We start from the raw sequence: 15,493 nt of genomic DNA, 5'->3' as shown, positions 1-15,493 counted from the left end.
AACGAAAATAAGGAAATAGATCAAATATGGTATGCATTGTCAGCTGCATTGAGGAAGATTGGGGTGGTAGCGAGGAACTATGGGCCAGGGCCCTGCCGTATCTTGGGCAGCAAGGGCCTATTTCCATTGTGAAGGAACACATACCGCTCGCGCATCCATTATGGCAAGCCTTTGCCCACAGCGGCATAGACTTGGTTGAGCTGGAGGATAAATATGGAACGTTTTACCACCTGTTTTGGCAGGCGCGGCAGGCATGCGGTTTTGCGCAAGACTTTCAGGTCCATCTTTGGAACTTTAAGAAGTTGCTTAAAAGAAAGAAACCCAATATGGTTGTCATTTCGCAAGGGATCAATTTCGATGGGCTGGCCTATGCCGAAGCTTGCCTTAAAAGGCGTATCCCCTATATCTTAGTATGCCAGAAAGTGGTCGATTTCCATTGGCCGAAGGATGTGGAAAGGAAGACCATGCAAAAGAGCCTGCTGGGGGCCCGTAAGATTTTTTTCGTGAGCGAGCACAATAGGAGGATGACCGAAATGCAATTTGCTACAGTGCTTCCCCATGCGGTGATGGTACACAATCCCGTCAAGGTAGGACGCCGTGTGCTGCCATATCCAGCCATAGATGGCGAGGTGCGCCTCCTGTGCTTGGCGCGGCTTTTTATGCTAGACAAAGGGCAGGATATGCTCTTGCAGGTATTGTCTAAGGAAAAATGGCGAAGACGCGGGCTTAGGGTAGATTTTGTCGGGCAGGGGGCGGATGAACTGCCTTTGAAGCAGATGGCCGCGGAATATTGCCCGGATCAGGTGGCTTTTTTGGGGTCTTATAACGATATTGAGGCCCTGTGGGCCAATTACCATGCGCTCATCCTGCCGTCCAGAAGTGAGGGCATGCCACTTTCGGCCCAGGAAGCCATGGCACTGGGGCGCCCGGTACTATGCACCAATGTGGGGGGCAATGCCGAGCTGGTACAGGATGGAATACAGGGCTTCGTTGGCTCGGCAGATATAACGGGAATAGACCAAATGTTGGAACGCGCTTGGGCGAGAAAAGCGGATTGGGAGGAAATGGGCAGGGCGGCGCATCAACGTATTAAGGATTTTGTGCCGCCGCATCCCGAAAAAATATTTGCCCAGCATGTGCTGCAATTGATGGCAGACACCCGACTTACTAAAGTTCGCGGGGCCGTGCGCAGGAAAGACTTTAGTAAGTCTCTAAACGAGAGCAGCGCGCAGGAAAACTAGAAACAACCCGACTTGCTAAAGTTCAAAGGGCCGTGCGCCGGAAAGACTTTAGTAAGTCTCTAAACGAGAGCAGTGCGCAGGAAAACTAGAAACAACCCGACTTACTAAAGTTCAAAGGGCCGTGCGCCGGAAAGACTTTAGTAAGTCTCTAAACGAGAGCAGCGCGCAGGAAAACTAGAAACAACCCGACTTACTAAAGTTCGCAGGGCAGTGCGCAGGAATACTTTAGTAAGTCTTTAGAAAGAAGCGCCTAGGAAAACTTTAGTAAGTCTCTAAGGAAAACTATTTTGATGAAAAAAAATAAAATTATCATCGTTAGTCCCATTCCCGATGGGTTGAAGGCACCTTAAAATCATTTAATGATCATGCTTTATTCTTAGTAACGCTGTTGCATATCTGTGCCGGTAGTCTGCTTTGCGTTAGCCATGTCTACACATCCTGATAAGCTTCCTGTTATTACTGTAATAGTTTGTCAAATTCTTCTTCTGATACGCCGATAGTTTGACTCACGCTAGAATGGATGTTTTCGCTAAAATTTTCAGAGTTAGAAAATAGTATGCTTATGTTTTTATATCACATAATTATCGCATAAAGAAAATAGTTTCTTGTTTTAAATAAATAAAGTTGAATGATGTTTGTTTTTTAAGTTATTATTTTACAATATTGCTCAATAGTACAAAGTGAGTTTGAAATTCTTAGAGCGACAAGATGATGCAAAGAAGGGATATAGGTTGGTTAAGGGGGAATGCATACAAGGGAAATATGGCTTTGTAGAGAGTGGATTTTAGGACGACTTTATATTTCTATCGAAAAACATCATTTGCTTGCTTGACGATATAATGGCTTTTAATTCAAAAATAGCGAATCCTCTTCCTCAAAAAAAGCGTGTGCTTATAGTAAGCCCTATCCCAGATACTTGGGGTGGAAGCGAAGAACTTTGGGCCAAAGCCATTGGCTGCTTTCCTCCAGAAGCCTATCACTTTCTGTTTGTCAAATCGCACATTGTTTATAGGCACCCCAAGATAATGGCCCTTCAGGAAAAAGGGGTAAGGTTGTACGCCTTGGGAGGGGCAGAGCGCCCCTGGTACAAGCGTTTGTTGAGCTTAATGCGGCGGTGGCTTCAGCCAGGCAAGCCTTGGTCGCCGCTTTATGCCTATGACCAGCGTTTCTCTTCTTTTGGCAGGCTGTTGAAAAAGGAAAAGCCACATTTGGTTATCGTAGCGCAGGGAATCAACTACGATGGCTGGCCTTATGCCGACGTTTGCCTCAGGCAAGGGATCCCTTATGTGCTGATCTGCCAAAAGGCCGACGATGACACCTTTCCTACCAGTGATGCACGTCCATGTATTCAGCAGGTCTTTACTCGTGCAAAGAAGGTGTTCTTCGTTTCCGAGCACAATAGGCAGTGGACACAACGGCAGCTTGCCTTATCACTAGAAAATAGCGAAAGGGTATTTAATCCCGTCAAAAGGACTTCTGCAAATTATCCCATGCCTTCCCTGAAGGGTACTGTTCGTTTCTTATGCGTAGCTCGGCTATTTACCGCGGATAAGGGGCAAGATCTCCTCTTGCAGGTACTGGCGCTACCCAAATGGCGGGAGAGGGATATTCGCGTAGACTTTCTGGGCGAGGGCCAAGATGAGCTGGCACTTAAAGAGCTGGCGGCTTTTCTCCATCTCAAGAATGTTGGTTTTCTGGGCTACCGCTACGATGTCGAAGAGCTTTGGCGTCATTATCATGCTTTGGTACTGCCATCGCGTAAGGAGGGAATGCCCCTAAGCATGTTGGAAGCAATGTGTGCTGGCCGATTGGTTGTCGCAACCGAAGCGGGTGGGATAGCGGAGCTGCTACGGGACGGCAGGAATGGATTTATAGGTCCACCTACTGTAAAGGGCTTAGACGACGCTCTGGAAAGGGCATGGAAAAAGATGTCACAATGGTCCAAAATTGTGGATTCGGCTCGACAGGATTTAGAATCTTATCTTCCCAAAATCTCTTCAGAACGTTATTTTGCAAATAAAATCATAGATTTGTTGGATAATAGTTTAAGCTCAATACCCACGAAATGCGTGCCGATTGATTTGGAGCATGTATTTTAATTATGATTATTACAATGAGAGAAAGCGGTATGCCCAGCAGATTGTGCCATGGAATGTCTACCACTCATTAGTGTCATTATTCCTACCTACAATAGGGCCGCTCTGGTTAGGAGGGCTATTCAAAGTGTGATGGATCAGGTTTACCGCCCTGTGGAAATCATTGTGGTGGATGACGGCTCTACGGATGGTACGCGGGAAATGCTGGAGGCAATGGAGGGGATTACCTATGTGCGTCAACAGAATAGCGGGCAGGCTGCCGCCAGGAATGCCGGCTTGAGCGTGGCCAGTGGAAGCTATATCGCTTGCCTGGATTCGGACGATACTTGGCGGCCCGAGTTCTTGGCAGACCTGTACCGCCTTTTGCAAAAAGAGAAGCTGGATTTTGCCTTTGCCAACTGGATGCAGGTAGAACCAAGTGGAAGGCAGTATGATTATTTGGCCCATTATCCTGTATTCAGCACTTATTTTGAGCAGCGTGGCGAACGCACCTATCAGTTGCTACAAGGGGAGGAGCTAAGGGCTGCTTATCTTCAGGGTTGCCCATCGCCTTCTTCTTCCTTGCTATTGCATAGGGACTGCATTGGCTCATGGAACCCGATGATCCACATCGGCGACGACTGGTGCATGCTCTTGGATTGGATTTTGCGCCACGATACTAGGGCGGCTTTCTTGTTCGAAGCCCTGTGGAACAAGCATTCCGATGGAAATAATGTATACGACGGGCGGGTGACAATGGACATAGCACGCTATCTTTTTTTTGAAGACCAATGGCTGATTTACCAATTGTATGGCCAGCTTTTGCGAAAGGAAGAAAAGCAGCTATGGCTACAAAAGGTGGCTATGGGCTATTTGATGGCCTCCAAGCGTTATTTGAAGGCCCACAGCTGGCGGCAGCTGCTTTTGCTGAACGGCAGGGTCTTGCGTTTTGGCCCAGTATTGTGGAAGGCAATAGTGATCTTATTTTGGAAATGGGGTGTGAAAGGGGATGAAACATGAACAATAGGCTGGATATGGACGATAGGAAGGAGGGCATTGCCAAGGTGGGTATTTGGTATGTCTGTACGGGACGCTATCGCCGCTTTTGGCAGGCTTTTTTTTCCTCTTGCGAGCGCTTCTTTTTGCCCGAATGCGAAAAGTACTATTTCATTTTTTCAGACAGGCCCATCAAGGAACTGCCTCCCAGTGCAACCTATATTTATCAAAAGAAGTTGGGATGGCCCTATGACACGCTTATGCGCTACCATTTTTTTGTGGCGCAAGAGGCCTTGGTGCAAGATATGGACTATTTGTTTTTCTTCAATGCCAACTGCCGGTTCAGGGAGCGCATCCATGCCTCCGAATGCTTGCACTTACCGGCCGATCTGATGGCTGTATCCCATTTCGAGCTCGATAGGAAAGCAAGACAATACTTTATGTACGAGGAAAACCCTTTGTCTACGGCCTATGTCTATCCTCACCAGGGTGAACACTATGTGTTGGGCGGCATCAATGGGGGCACGCGCGATGCTTTTATGAAGATGAGCAGGACCTTGGCTAAGCAAATTGATATGGATCTGGCTAATGGCATCATGGCCCGCTGCCACGACGAATCTCATTTCAATCAATATCTTGTGGGCAGAAATGTGAACATATTGGATGCTCGCTATGGCTATCCAGAGGCATACCCGCAGGAGTCGGACGCGAAAATTTTGATCCTCGATAAACGGAAATATGGCGGACATGCCTATCTTCGGGGAAATGTTTGGTCCACTTACTGGGCCAAGCTGAAAACGAAACTTAAGACTTGGTTCAGAGGGTTCCGCTAATGCGTATCTTGATTATAGCTCCTTCCTTGAAAAACTACGCCGATGGTGTAGCCTCCTATAGCGAATTGCTGGCAGGGCAAATGCAGCGGGCGGGGCACCAGCTGGCCTGCCTGAGCCTGTACGATAAGGACGAAGATTGTACAGCGCAAGCACCTGTCATAGATGATATCGTCTGCCTGCGCTTACCCAAGTTCCATGCCAGTGAGCGAAAGCGAAAGGAGGCATTGGATTTTGTTCGCCATTTCGATCCACATTGGGTAAGCGTGCAGCTTTCTCCCTATGCCTACCAAGCGAAGGGACTGCCTTATCAATTATTCCGATTGATTGTTGAACTGTGCCTCGGGCGCAAGGTGCAGCTGATGGTGCACGAGCTTTGGGTGGGTAAGACATCTCTTAGGAATCAGGTCTATGCCATGCTGCAAAAGCGGCTGATCGCCCGCTTTTTGCATCAATTGAAGCCCAATCTGTTGCACACGCAATTGCCCGAATATATCCAAGAACTGAAAGAACTTGGCTGGAAGGCTCTTCCCTTGCCTTTATTTTCAAATATTGCAACATTTGACATCCCTAAGAAAGGGTTCAGCCAATGTCATGGTGAACCAAGTTCAAGCCTAGACGGTGTACCATTTTCCATCTTAATATGGGGAGGGATAAAATGGAATAAAGAAATAAGCCATTTTCTGACTAGCTTTGCGGCGGAATTGAAAAAGAGACAACAAAAATTAAGCATTTACTATTTGGGAAAAAATAGCGTACCACGGCCTACAGCTCTGGCCAACCTCACGGAGCAGCAAGAACCTTATTTGGATGAAAGGGCATTGTCTGACTTGTTGTCGCGTAGCGACCTGCTGTTAACCGATATACCGAGACATGCACTGGGCAAAAGCGGAAAAGTGGCAGCTGCCTTGCACCATGGCCTGCCTATAGCCGCACCTCATGTATTGAAGCATTATAGCGTGGACGATCTGGGCTTCTTTGATAGCAACTTAACGGCTTGTGTACTTAAGGATGCTTCATGGGAAAATTATTGCCCTGCCAGACAGCGGGCGCAAAACATTCAGGGTAAGCTGGGGGTGGCGCCCATTGTGCAGCAATTGTTGGAACAAATGGAGGACCTTGCGTGAATTTCACTTCGAACACCCAGCCTCAAATAGCGGTTGTCATCAGTTCCTATAACCGCTTGCCTTTGTTGAAGAACTGCATAGATGCCTGGCTATCTTGGTTGCCGGCATCCGATTTAAGTGATAAAGTGCTCTTTGCCGTGTTTGATGCAGGTTCGGATGATGGGTCTAGGGCCTATTTGCATGACCTGGAGAACAGCAAGGCGCTCCACCTGCAGGTACTGCTGGCCCAGCCGGGGATGGAAAGTTCTTTCGCGGCCGGCGTCAACTATACGGTCAGCCAAGTCTTGGAGCAATACCCCGCAATCCCTTACCTATTTTTGTACGAAACGGACAATCAGCTATTGGGGCCGGAGCCGCTCTATGCCTCCATGCAGGAGCTGGAAAGCAGGCCGCAGTTGGCTGCCTGCGGTTTTACGGTAAAGAACCGGGAAGGAAATTATGTGGGCATAGGCATGGATTTCCCAAAAATCCACCATTTTTTGCTCGGCAAGAACTTGGTCAACAGGTTTCAGTTGGAAAAGCCCAGCTATCATTACAAACAAACTGCTTCGGGACATTTTTTTTCCTACCTGGATGTGGTATTTACCAGTCCCTTACTTGTTAAGGCGACTGCCTGGCAAGCAATAGGTGGCTTTGATGCCGAACGCTTTCCTTTTTCGGATGTGGATGTCGATTTTGCCAAAAGATTGCATATAGAAGGCTGGCAGTTGGGAGTACTTGCCATGGACGGTATCTTGCACGACAACCATGGCTTGGAGTCTCCCTGGACGAAAATGCGTGCCCAATATTTTCACAGGGGTAGGTTTTGTTATTTTAAAAAGTATCAGCCTGTTTATTTGGTGTTTATATGGCCATTCTTACTTTTTTTTAGGCATATTGCAGAATTAGTTCTATCTTTAATCTTTATATGGAAATGGGATAAAAAGGTGAGCTTAATGAAAAGCTTTTACGCATTATCAAAATCAGTGTTCAATGGATATAGGTTCTGACCCTTTATAACTTTTCAATTGCAATGATGAAAATCACTTTTATCTGTGGTTCAATGCAACCTGGCAAGGATGGTGTGGGCGACTATACCAGGCGTTTGGCAGCAGCCTTAATCAAGCTAGGACATCAAGCTAGTGTGATTGCGCTATATGATAAAGAGGTTCGCATTGAAACATCTATTGAGCAAGAACAGGAAGGAGTTACTGTGCCCGTTCTAAGACTTCCATTTAGGCTATCTTGGAATAAAAAAAAGATTTTTGTTGAAAATTGGTTGAATGAATATGATCCAGATTGGCTGAGTTTGCAGTATGTGCCTTATTCCTTCAGTAAGAAAGGAATTCCAATTTTTTTAGGAAATAAACTGTCGGCAATTTCTGATAATATTAGGTGGCACGTCATGGTACATGAACCTTTCCTAGGTTTGGGAAAATCTGTTAAATCTCAAATAATACGTGTATTGCAGATTTATTCCTTAAAATCTTTGGGCTGGAATTTGAATCCAATATTCCATACATCCATATTTCACTATAAAGCTATGATAGATGGAGAATTGAATATAGACACTAAAATTATGGGGCTATTTGGCAATATCCCTTTATCAAATGTTGAAAATCATTCTTCGAGGCTAAAAAAAAAAACAAGTTTAGTGAAAACAGGTGTTTATTTTGGGTCTGCACCGCCTCCTAGGCATTTTGACTTTTTTATGTCCAAAATTAACGCATATCATAATAAGTATGGAGTTGCCATAAGAATGATTTTGTGTGGAGATTTGGGAGTAAACGGTAAAGATTTTGAATTGGCCTTGAAAAGCAGCTTGCTGAATAGAGGCATACAGGAAATAGAGGTTTTAGGCAGGATTCCCTCATATAAGATAGCCGATGTTTTTAGGAAAGTAGATTTTGGTATTTCAAGGGTGCCAACAAGATTGTTGGGGAAAAGCGGATCGACTATCAGTATGTTAGAGCATGGGCTTCCAGTATGGTTTCCTGTTGTTGAAAATACGGAGAATCAGTATCCTATTGATTATAGAAGAGAATTGTGTTTTTTTGATCTTGATGATTTGCAAGAATTGCAAAAGAAGAATTTCGTGCCAGAAAACAGATTATTGTCCATTTCATCACGCTTTGTAAAGGAATTGACAGCGCATGCAGAGAAGCAAAATGAGGCTATAATATGATGTACGATTAAACTATTTATTCCTTAGCAAATGTTATTTACTTAAAATGTATAAAAAAGCGGTTATTCATGGTTGTTATAATACCACCAATTTTGGAGATTTATTACTTTTGGAAATAATAGCAAAGTATTTGAAGGAAAAATGGTTAATTGAAAGTGTAACATTAAGATTGCCAAGTGCTATCCAATTAGAGTATTGCGATGCTGAATGGAAGGTAGGAAACGTGTTATTCCCCAAATTTGTAGTATTTGGAGGAGGTGGATACTTAGAAGATGATAATGGAACCAAAATTGGCAAAAAGGTATTACTAAGATATACATTGCCCGCTAGGCTATGGAGATTATTTGGGATTTCTTATGCTTTAGTTGGCGCTGGAGCTGGCCCAATTGGCTCAAAAACGGGAGGTAAACGCATAAAATATATTTGCCAACACGCCACTTTCTTGTCAATTAGGGACGATGTTTCCGCTAATTTATTAAAGAAAGTAGGTGTTAATAGAATTATTGACATCACGGCCGATCTTGCATTAACTTTGAACGATTCTGATATTCCTGATACGCATCGGTATTCAATGCATGACCTAAAAGCTAAGATAGGACACGAGAAAAAAATTTTAGGATTTCATTTAGAAAAAATATATGATGACCAAGATCGATTTAAAGCGTTTTGTGCACTTAATTTTTTTAAGGATAATGTTTTTTTGAAAAAATTCCATATCATCTTTTTCTATGATTATAGCTCACAAAATGTTAGTTGGGTTGGGCAGCAACTTTCTAAGATTGAAAATTTATCCTATTGTATTCAGCCTAGAATGAATCATTGGACAACCGCAGACTTTCTACGCCAGTGTGATGCTATTCTTACAACAAAACTACATGTATCCATTGTAAGTGCAACATTTGGTGTTCCTGTTTTTGGCTTTTCCTTTCACGAAAAATCTGCACGTTTTTTTCAACAGATAGGAAGGGGAAATTATCAAAAAATGTGGGATGGTGATATGAATTGTATAGATGACTGGATGGAAGGGCTTAAGGATGAAAATGATAAGGCTTGGTACTTGAATGATGATCTTATAAAAGAAATTAAATCTTTAGCGTCAAACAACTTTGAACTTTTGGATAATTATATTAAATCAAAACTATGATTTTACTTGGTCAACCCAAACTAATTAATCCGATTACAAGTTTCATGCTTGATTCGCTACGAATCATTGCGGCATTGACTGTGCTTTTTAGTCATGCTATGGATCAATGGTTTCCTGATACACAACATACAATTGAAGATAACGGTACATTTGCACATGCTGCAGTGGTTGTTTTCTTTGTTTTATCTGGATATGTGATTTGTTATACAACTACTAATAACAATAGAGGAGTAAAGCAATATGCTGTTGCTAGATTAAGCAAACTTACGTCCGTGGTTTATCCGGCTTTGGTCGTGTCCATCATTGTTCAATTAATTTTAAAAGAATTTAATCCTGATTTGTTTAAAAATTACCATCGGGGGCACGATATTATAAGGTATCCGTTAACAGCTCTGTTTTCCAATGAGATATGGTTGTTGTCTGCAGCTCCACCTATCAATAGGCCCTTATGGTCTTTAAGTTTTGAGTTTTGGTATTATTTGATTTTTGGGTTTTGGTTTTATAAAGGAAAGGGAATATTGGGGTGGTTAGTACTCATATTGGTTTGTTTGCTGGCAGGGCCAAAGATTTTAGCGATGATGCCCATTTGGGTGTTTGGATGTTTGGCATATAGGTTGCCAAAACCGAATTTGAAGTTTAGTTTCAATTGGTTTTTGTTCGTCTTATTATTAGTTATTGCTATTTTGTTAATGCTTTATCTAAAGCCCATACCAAAAGGTATCGGAGCTTCGCCATTTTATTTTGCAAACCAATTTATTACGGATTGGATCGTTGGCTTAATCATTGCTATTGCTATTTGGTTGATACCAAACAAGGAATTTAATTCGGTCCAAATTAGTAAATCGTTTATTTCTAATTTTAGAAAAATAGCCGATTTAACGTTTCCCATATATGTATTACACCTTCCATTGTTGCTTCTTTTTAGGACTATAGTGCCTTTTGAGAAATATAATATGATACAATACATTTTTGGTGTTACTGTAGTACTCGGCGTAGCTTGTATACTTGGTTTGTTGATTGAAAAACAAAGGATAGTTTGGGTTAATTTATGGAAGAGCATCTTTGGAATGAAGGTTCAAAAACGGGTTAAATTCAATGGCTAAGGGTAAACATATTTTGGTATTTACTACACAACATATGCCAACCGGTGGTATTGAAAGCCATTTATTAAGTTTTTGTGAAAATATGTCGCGCAATAACACAAACGTTGACCTGTTTGTTTTAAACTCTAGGATGGATAGAACTACAGCAGACAGATATCGAAGTGTCTGTAATGATGTATTCCTAGGAAGAAAAGGGTTATTTCACGTGTTGACTTTTATTTTTTTTTATTTGAAGGCTATTCAAAGAAAATACGATGCAGTTTATACCAACGGACAGGGTAATAGTATATACCTAGTTTCCAAATTCTTTAGGTCTAGAAACTGGGTTCATCATCACCATACTGCTGGAGATATAGAGGATCAGAAAACCTGGAGTTCTTACTATATTAAGGCTTTGCGTGATGCGCATACAGTAGTTGCCTGTTCTACAAGAAATGCACAGGATATGCAGCAGGCGTTGAATAGAACGGTTATCACTGTTCCTTGCTTTTCAAGGGAAGTATCCGTTAATGATATTCTAAAAAGTGAAAGGGTAAGTTTAGGTTACTATGGCCGATTGATACCCGAAAAAGGAATAGATTTGCTTTGCCGATTGAGTGATGACCCTGATTTGACCCATATCCAATTTCACATCTGGGGTGAGGGAAGTCGTTATCCCCCTATTTTTTTTGAGAAATTTCCCAACTTGGTATACCATGGAAGATTTAATGGGAAAGGGGCATTGTCAAAAGTGTTGAGTTCTTTGAATGGATATCTTTTGCTGTCCACCCATCCGGAGGGTTTGCCCATAAGTTTGTTGGAAGTGATGAGTGCAGGGCTGCCTTGGTTAGCTAGTAATAGGGGGGGGATAGCCGATATTGCCTGCGATCCGTTGAGCACCAGATTATTAGAAAATGTGGGTGATTATGAACAGGTCAAAATGGAGGTTAAAAGATTTGCCGATGATATTGCTATGGGAAAAGTCAGTGCGGACAAACAAAAGGCGCTCTACCAGGCCCGGTTTGCTCCAAATGTATTGATAAACCAATGGGAAAGTATCTTGTTTAATTGATTTTTTTATAATTATGTTATTGTTGACTCATCCCATTGGCAATCAAAATGTACGTGCAGCTTTACGGGGGTTTAAAGACGCAGGGATTCTTTCGGAATTTCATACCAGCATAGCGGCTTTTCCCAATGATTTAATGTATCGCTTAGGAGGATTGCCTGCCTTGGGAGAAATCAGAAAAAGAACCTTTGATAAGGATTTAAGAGCCTTGACTAGGGTAGATCCTTTTATAGAAACCGGGCGCCTATTGGCTTCCAAAATCAGCTGGAAAGCCTTGATACAACACGAAGATGGTGTTTTCTGCATTGATGCGGTATCACGCCGTAGTTCGCGATATAGTGCTAGGCAATTGAACAGACAAAAAGGTGATTTATTAAAAGCTGTCTATGCTTATGAAGACGCCGCATTGGAAGTTTTTCAGCGTGCAAAGCAAATGGGGCTGCTAAATCTATATGATTTACCCATTGGTTATTGGCGCGCTGCACGGCAATTGATGCAAGAAGAATTGGATAAAAGGCCTGAATGGGCTTCCACTCTGACGAGCTTTAAGGATTCGGAAAATAAACTGAAAAGAAAGGATGAAGAGCTCAATTTAGCCGATCATGTTTTTGTGGCGAGTAGTTTTACCAAGAAGACCTTGGAATCTTATCCTGGACATCTAGCCCCTGTGCATGTCATCCCCTATGGTTTTCCGGAAGCCAATTTGACTAGGGAGTACACATATATAGTAGGGCGCCCACTTAAACTATTGTTTGTGGGAGGACTCTCCCAACGTAAAGGCATTGCCAATGTATTGGAAGCCGTAGAGATGCTGGGTGACATGGTCGATTTAACTATTATAGGTCGTAAGACTTCGGAAGATTGCCGTCCCTTAAACGAGGGTTTAAAAAAACACCGCTATATTCCTAGTTTAGCTCACGGAGAAATTTTGAAAGCCATGCGTGAGCACGATGTACTGTTGTTCCCTTCTTTGTTTGAAGGCTTTGGCTTAGTTATCACCGAAGCCATGTCTCAGGGTACTCCCGTGATTACTACCGACCGTACGGCAGGGGCGGATTTGATTGAAGACGGAAAGGACGGTTGGCTGGTGGAAGCGGGCAATACAAATGCGCTGATTCAGAAGATAGAAGAGATATTGTTGGATCCGGCAGTGGTTGAAAGGACGGGAAAGGCTGCGAGATTGAAGGCGCTGCAGCGACCCTGGACCGTCTATGGTTCGGAGTTGACTGTTATGGTCGAAGCTTTAATGAAAGGAAATGGAACCCATATCAATAACGACAAATAAGCCAGATCCCATCCGTTTGATGGCTCAGCGTAGAGCGAAAACAAAGGAAAAGCAATTGGGATTAATAAAAAAAGGAATTTGGCTGTATATTCTTTTGGTTATTTTCGAGGGAGCGCTACGCAAATGGTTTTTACCTTTTTTGGCATCTCCATTGTTAGTTGTACGAGATCCGATCGCATTATGGTTGATTTTTACGGCTATCAATCAAGATTTTTTTAAGCCGCCTTCTATGGTTAAATGGGTTTGGGGCATTGGTCTGTTTTCCTTATTGTTTACGATGCTTCTGGGACATAGAAATCTGTTTGTGGCACTCTTTGGTGCACGGATCCTGTTATTGCATTTTTCCTTGGCTTTTTTGATTGGGCAAGTCTTTATAAGGGAGGATGTGGTCAAGGTAGGTAAATGCCTGCTATGGATTGCCATTCCCATGACCATATTGGTTTTTTTGCAGTTTTACTCGCCCCAGTCGGCCTGGGTAAATCGGGGAGTAGGAGGGGATGAAGAAGGAGCAGGTTTTTCAGGAGCCATGGGCTTTATGCGGCCTCCAGGCACTTTTTCTTTTACCAATGGATTGAGTACTTTTTATGCGTTCGTGGCTCCTTTTATTTTCTATTTTTGGCTTAATCCCAAAGAGAAAATGAACAAGATTATATTAATGGCTGCTTCGGGGGCATTAGCAATAGCCATACCCCTGTCTATTAGCCGCTCTTTGTTTTTTAATGTGTGTTTAATTTGCTTATTTGTGTTATTGGCACTATCTAGAAATCCGAAATTTTTGAAAAATATTCTATTTGCAGCATTGGGGCTTGGTATTGTGTTATTGGTAGTGGTAAAATCAGGAAGTTTTAATGAATCATTAGAGGTATTCACAACAAGATTTGATAAGGCTAACGATGCCGAAGGAGGGCTGGAAGGCGTGTTTATGGATCGCTTTTTGGGCGGTATGTATAGCGCTATATTTAAATCAAAAGGATTACCTTTTTTTGGATATGGCTTGGGTATGGGAACAAACGCGGGTGCAGTTATGTTAAGCGGCAGAGCTACTTTTTTAATCGCCGAAGGGGAATGGGGAAGAATGATCGGAGAAGCAGGTCCTATATTAGGGTTAATGATTATATTTATTAGATTACTTCTAGCCGGAAATATTGCCTTAAACTCGTATAAATATATGGTTAAAGGAGACTTGCTACCGTGGCTTTTGCTAAGTACAGGTTTAATTGTAATTAGTCAAGGAGGCTGGGGACAACCGACTAGCTTGGGTTTTTTTGTACTATATACAGGCTTATTATTGGCTTGTACAAAGCGTCCTAAGTGGAAGAGAAAGATTATAAGAGCAGGTAATAATGGTTAAAAGGTTAATATTGATAGCAAATTACCCAGCTGATAGGCAGGAAAGTATGATCCGTTTTTGTACTATGCTCCAGCAAGGTCTGACAAAAAATGAACTGAAGGTACAGGTTATCAAACCGCTGGTTTTTTTTGGCAGAATGGCAAGTACGACCTTAAAAGGCTATGGCAAATGGTTGGGCTACATCGATAAATGGCTGCTGTTTCCCTTAATATTGAAATGTAAAAGCCTATTTGGTTCCCACGACATACACTACCACATTTGCGATCATTCCAATGCACCTTATTTAAGTGCTTTGCCTAGGGATCGTTCATCCATTACCTGCCATGATGTATTGGCCATTCGCGGGGCTTTGGGCTATGCCGATGCTTATTGCCCGGCCAGCCGAACGGGCCTCATCTTGCAAAAATGGATCCTAAAGCATCTAACAAAGGCCAAGAAAATAGCTACAGTATCGCAATTTACGCTGGATCAACTGATAGCTCTAAATGGGGGTAGAACCAAATCGGGATGGAAGGTCATCTTGAATGGATTCAATGCACCATTTCACCAACTTTCCGAAAAGGAGCGGGTAGGGCGATTAAAGGATAGTCAACTTCAAGCGTTGTTGCACAAACCCTATCTGCTTCATTTGGGATCTTCCCTGCCGAGAAAAAACCGCACTATGCTAGTGAAGATGCTGGCTTGCTTGGAAAGCAGATGGGAAGGCATAATCTGCTTTTCGGGACAGGCCATTGATGAGAGGCTGCAAGAAGCCATCGATAACAGTGGATTGGGTAGTCGTGTAGTGGAAATCGTTAAACCCAAGCACGAACTATTGGAAGCCCTAATAAATGGGGCGGAGGTTTTTGTTTTTCCTTCCTACTCTGAAGGATTTGGCTGGCCGGTCATTGAAGCACAGGCCTGCGGTACACCGGTTATTGCCAGTAGCCTGGCACCCATGCCAGAGGTGGGAGGCGATGGTGCCTTATACGCCGATCCAAACAAGCCGGAAGATTTTGCCGAAGCTTTCTTGGAATTAAAGGATGAAGGGAAAAAAAGGACTTTGCTTGCAAAAGGATTTGAAAATATCAAGCGGTTTAAAACGGAGGAAATGGTGTCAAAATACATAAATTTGTTTAACGAATAGCCC

Annotated in this window: 13 protein-coding genes; all 13 read left to right on the top strand. The window is 43.0% G+C overall.

Annotation, left to right across the window (positions count from 1 at the left end; genetic code table 11):
* The first annotated feature begins 26 nt into the window (after positions 1–26).
* Positions 27–1,241 (top strand): glycosyltransferase, encoded by a 1,215-nt coding sequence (locus tag A37S_RS23355; protein WP_051292670.1) that lies wholly within the window; start codon positions 27–29, stop codon positions 1,239–1,241.
* Between the two features lie 887 nt (positions 1,242–2,128).
* On the top strand, positions 2,129–3,340 hold the full coding sequence (locus A37S_RS26045) for a glycosyltransferase family 4 protein (protein ID WP_169719418.1): 1,212 nt from the start codon (positions 2,129–2,131) through the stop codon (positions 3,338–3,340).
* A 48-nt stretch (positions 3,341–3,388) separates the two neighbouring features.
* Positions 3,389–4,336, top strand: a complete 948-nt coding sequence (locus tag A37S_RS26040; RefSeq protein WP_084163725.1) for a glycosyltransferase family 2 protein — start codon at positions 3,389–3,391, stop codon at positions 4,334–4,336.
* A complete protein-coding gene (locus A37S_RS23340; RefSeq protein WP_051292667.1) occupies positions 4,333–5,145 on the top strand; it encodes a glycosyltransferase family protein in 813 nt (270 codons plus the stop codon). Before A37S_RS26040 ends, A37S_RS23340 begins: the two co-directional genes overlap by 4 nt.
* Entirely contained in the window at positions 5,124–6,269 is a 1,146-nt protein-coding gene (locus tag A37S_RS0102810; RefSeq protein ID WP_169719417.1) for a hypothetical protein, read from the top strand. The genes A37S_RS23340 and A37S_RS0102810 overlap by 22 nt, the downstream gene beginning before the upstream one ends.
* On the top strand, positions 6,266–7,258 hold the full coding sequence (locus tag A37S_RS0102805; protein ID WP_028295685.1) for a glycosyltransferase family 2 protein: 993 nt from the start codon (positions 6,266–6,268) through the stop codon (positions 7,256–7,258). Before A37S_RS0102810 ends, A37S_RS0102805 begins: the two co-directional genes overlap by 4 nt.
* A 23-nt stretch (positions 7,259–7,281) precedes the next feature.
* Positions 7,282–8,433 carry a glycosyltransferase gene (locus A37S_RS0102800; RefSeq protein WP_157278344.1) on the top strand — a complete coding sequence of 384 codons (1,152 nt, stop codon included), beginning with the start codon at positions 7,282–7,284 and terminating at the stop codon, positions 8,431–8,433.
* 46 nt (positions 8,434–8,479) lie between these two features.
* Entirely contained in the window at positions 8,480–9,577 is a 1,098-nt protein-coding gene (locus tag A37S_RS0102795; RefSeq protein ID WP_028295683.1) for a polysaccharide pyruvyl transferase family protein, read from the top strand.
* Entirely contained in the window at positions 9,574–10,680 is a 1,107-nt protein-coding gene (locus A37S_RS0102790) for an acyltransferase family protein (protein WP_028295682.1), read from the top strand. The genes A37S_RS0102795 and A37S_RS0102790 overlap by 4 nt, the downstream gene beginning before the upstream one ends.
* Positions 10,673–11,731: a glycosyltransferase family 4 protein gene (locus tag A37S_RS0102785; RefSeq protein ID WP_028295681.1), complete on the top strand. Its 1,059-nt coding sequence runs from the start codon at positions 10,673–10,675 to the stop codon at positions 11,729–11,731. Before A37S_RS0102790 ends, A37S_RS0102785 begins: the two co-directional genes overlap by 8 nt.
* A gap of 13 nt (positions 11,732–11,744) precedes the next feature.
* Positions 11,745–13,013: a glycosyltransferase family 4 protein gene (locus tag A37S_RS0102780; protein ID WP_028295680.1), complete on the top strand. Its 1,269-nt coding sequence runs from the start codon at positions 11,745–11,747 to the stop codon at positions 13,011–13,013.
* A complete protein-coding gene (locus A37S_RS23335) occupies positions 12,985–14,364 on the top strand; it encodes a hypothetical protein (RefSeq protein WP_211229705.1) in 1,380 nt (459 codons plus the stop codon). Before A37S_RS0102780 ends, A37S_RS23335 begins: the two co-directional genes overlap by 29 nt.
* Positions 14,357–15,490 carry a glycosyltransferase family 4 protein gene (locus tag A37S_RS0102770; RefSeq protein ID WP_028295679.1) on the top strand — a complete coding sequence of 378 codons (1,134 nt, stop codon included), beginning with the start codon at positions 14,357–14,359 and terminating at the stop codon, positions 15,488–15,490. The genes A37S_RS23335 and A37S_RS0102770 overlap by 8 nt, the downstream gene beginning before the upstream one ends.
* Positions 15,491–15,493 lie beyond the last annotated feature (3 nt).

The organism is Olivibacter sitiensis DSM 17696 (assembly GCF_000427965.1).
GTDB classification, from domain to species: domain Bacteria; phylum Bacteroidota; class Bacteroidia; order Sphingobacteriales; family Sphingobacteriaceae; genus Olivibacter; species Olivibacter sitiensis.
Note: the sequence above shows the minus strand (reverse complement) of the source record. Positions and strands in the feature narration are given on the sequence as shown.

Excerpts from the sequence above, each read along its gene's own strand:
- A37S_RS23355 (WP_051292670.1), top strand. The coding sequence starts at position 27 with ATGGTATGCATTGTCAGCTGCATTGAGGAAGATTGGGGTGGTAGCGAG.
- A37S_RS26040 (WP_084163725.1), top strand. The coding sequence starts at position 3,389 with ATGGAATGTCTACCACTCATTAGTGTCATTATTCCTACCTACAATAGG.
- A37S_RS23340 (WP_051292667.1), top strand. The coding sequence starts at position 4,333 with ATGAACAATAGGCTGGATATGGACGATAGGAAGGAGGGCATTGCCAAG.
- A37S_RS0102800 (WP_157278344.1), top strand. The coding sequence starts at position 7,282 with ATGATGAAAATCACTTTTATCTGTGGTTCAATGCAACCTGGCAAGGAT.
- A37S_RS0102795 (WP_028295683.1), top strand. The coding sequence starts at position 8,480 with ATGTATAAAAAAGCGGTTATTCATGGTTGTTATAATACCACCAATTTT.
- A37S_RS0102790 (WP_028295682.1), top strand. The coding sequence starts at position 9,574 with ATGATTTTACTTGGTCAACCCAAACTAATTAATCCGATTACAAGTTTC.
- A37S_RS0102785 (WP_028295681.1), top strand. The coding sequence starts at position 10,673 with ATGGCTAAGGGTAAACATATTTTGGTATTTACTACACAACATATGCCA.
- A37S_RS0102780 (WP_028295680.1), top strand. The coding sequence starts at position 11,745 with ATGTTATTGTTGACTCATCCCATTGGCAATCAAAATGTACGTGCAGCT.
- A37S_RS23335 (WP_211229705.1), top strand. The coding sequence starts at position 12,985 with ATGGAACCCATATCAATAACGACAAATAAGCCAGATCCCATCCGTTTG.
- A37S_RS0102770 (WP_028295679.1), top strand. The coding sequence starts at position 14,357 with ATGGTTAAAAGGTTAATATTGATAGCAAATTACCCAGCTGATAGGCAG.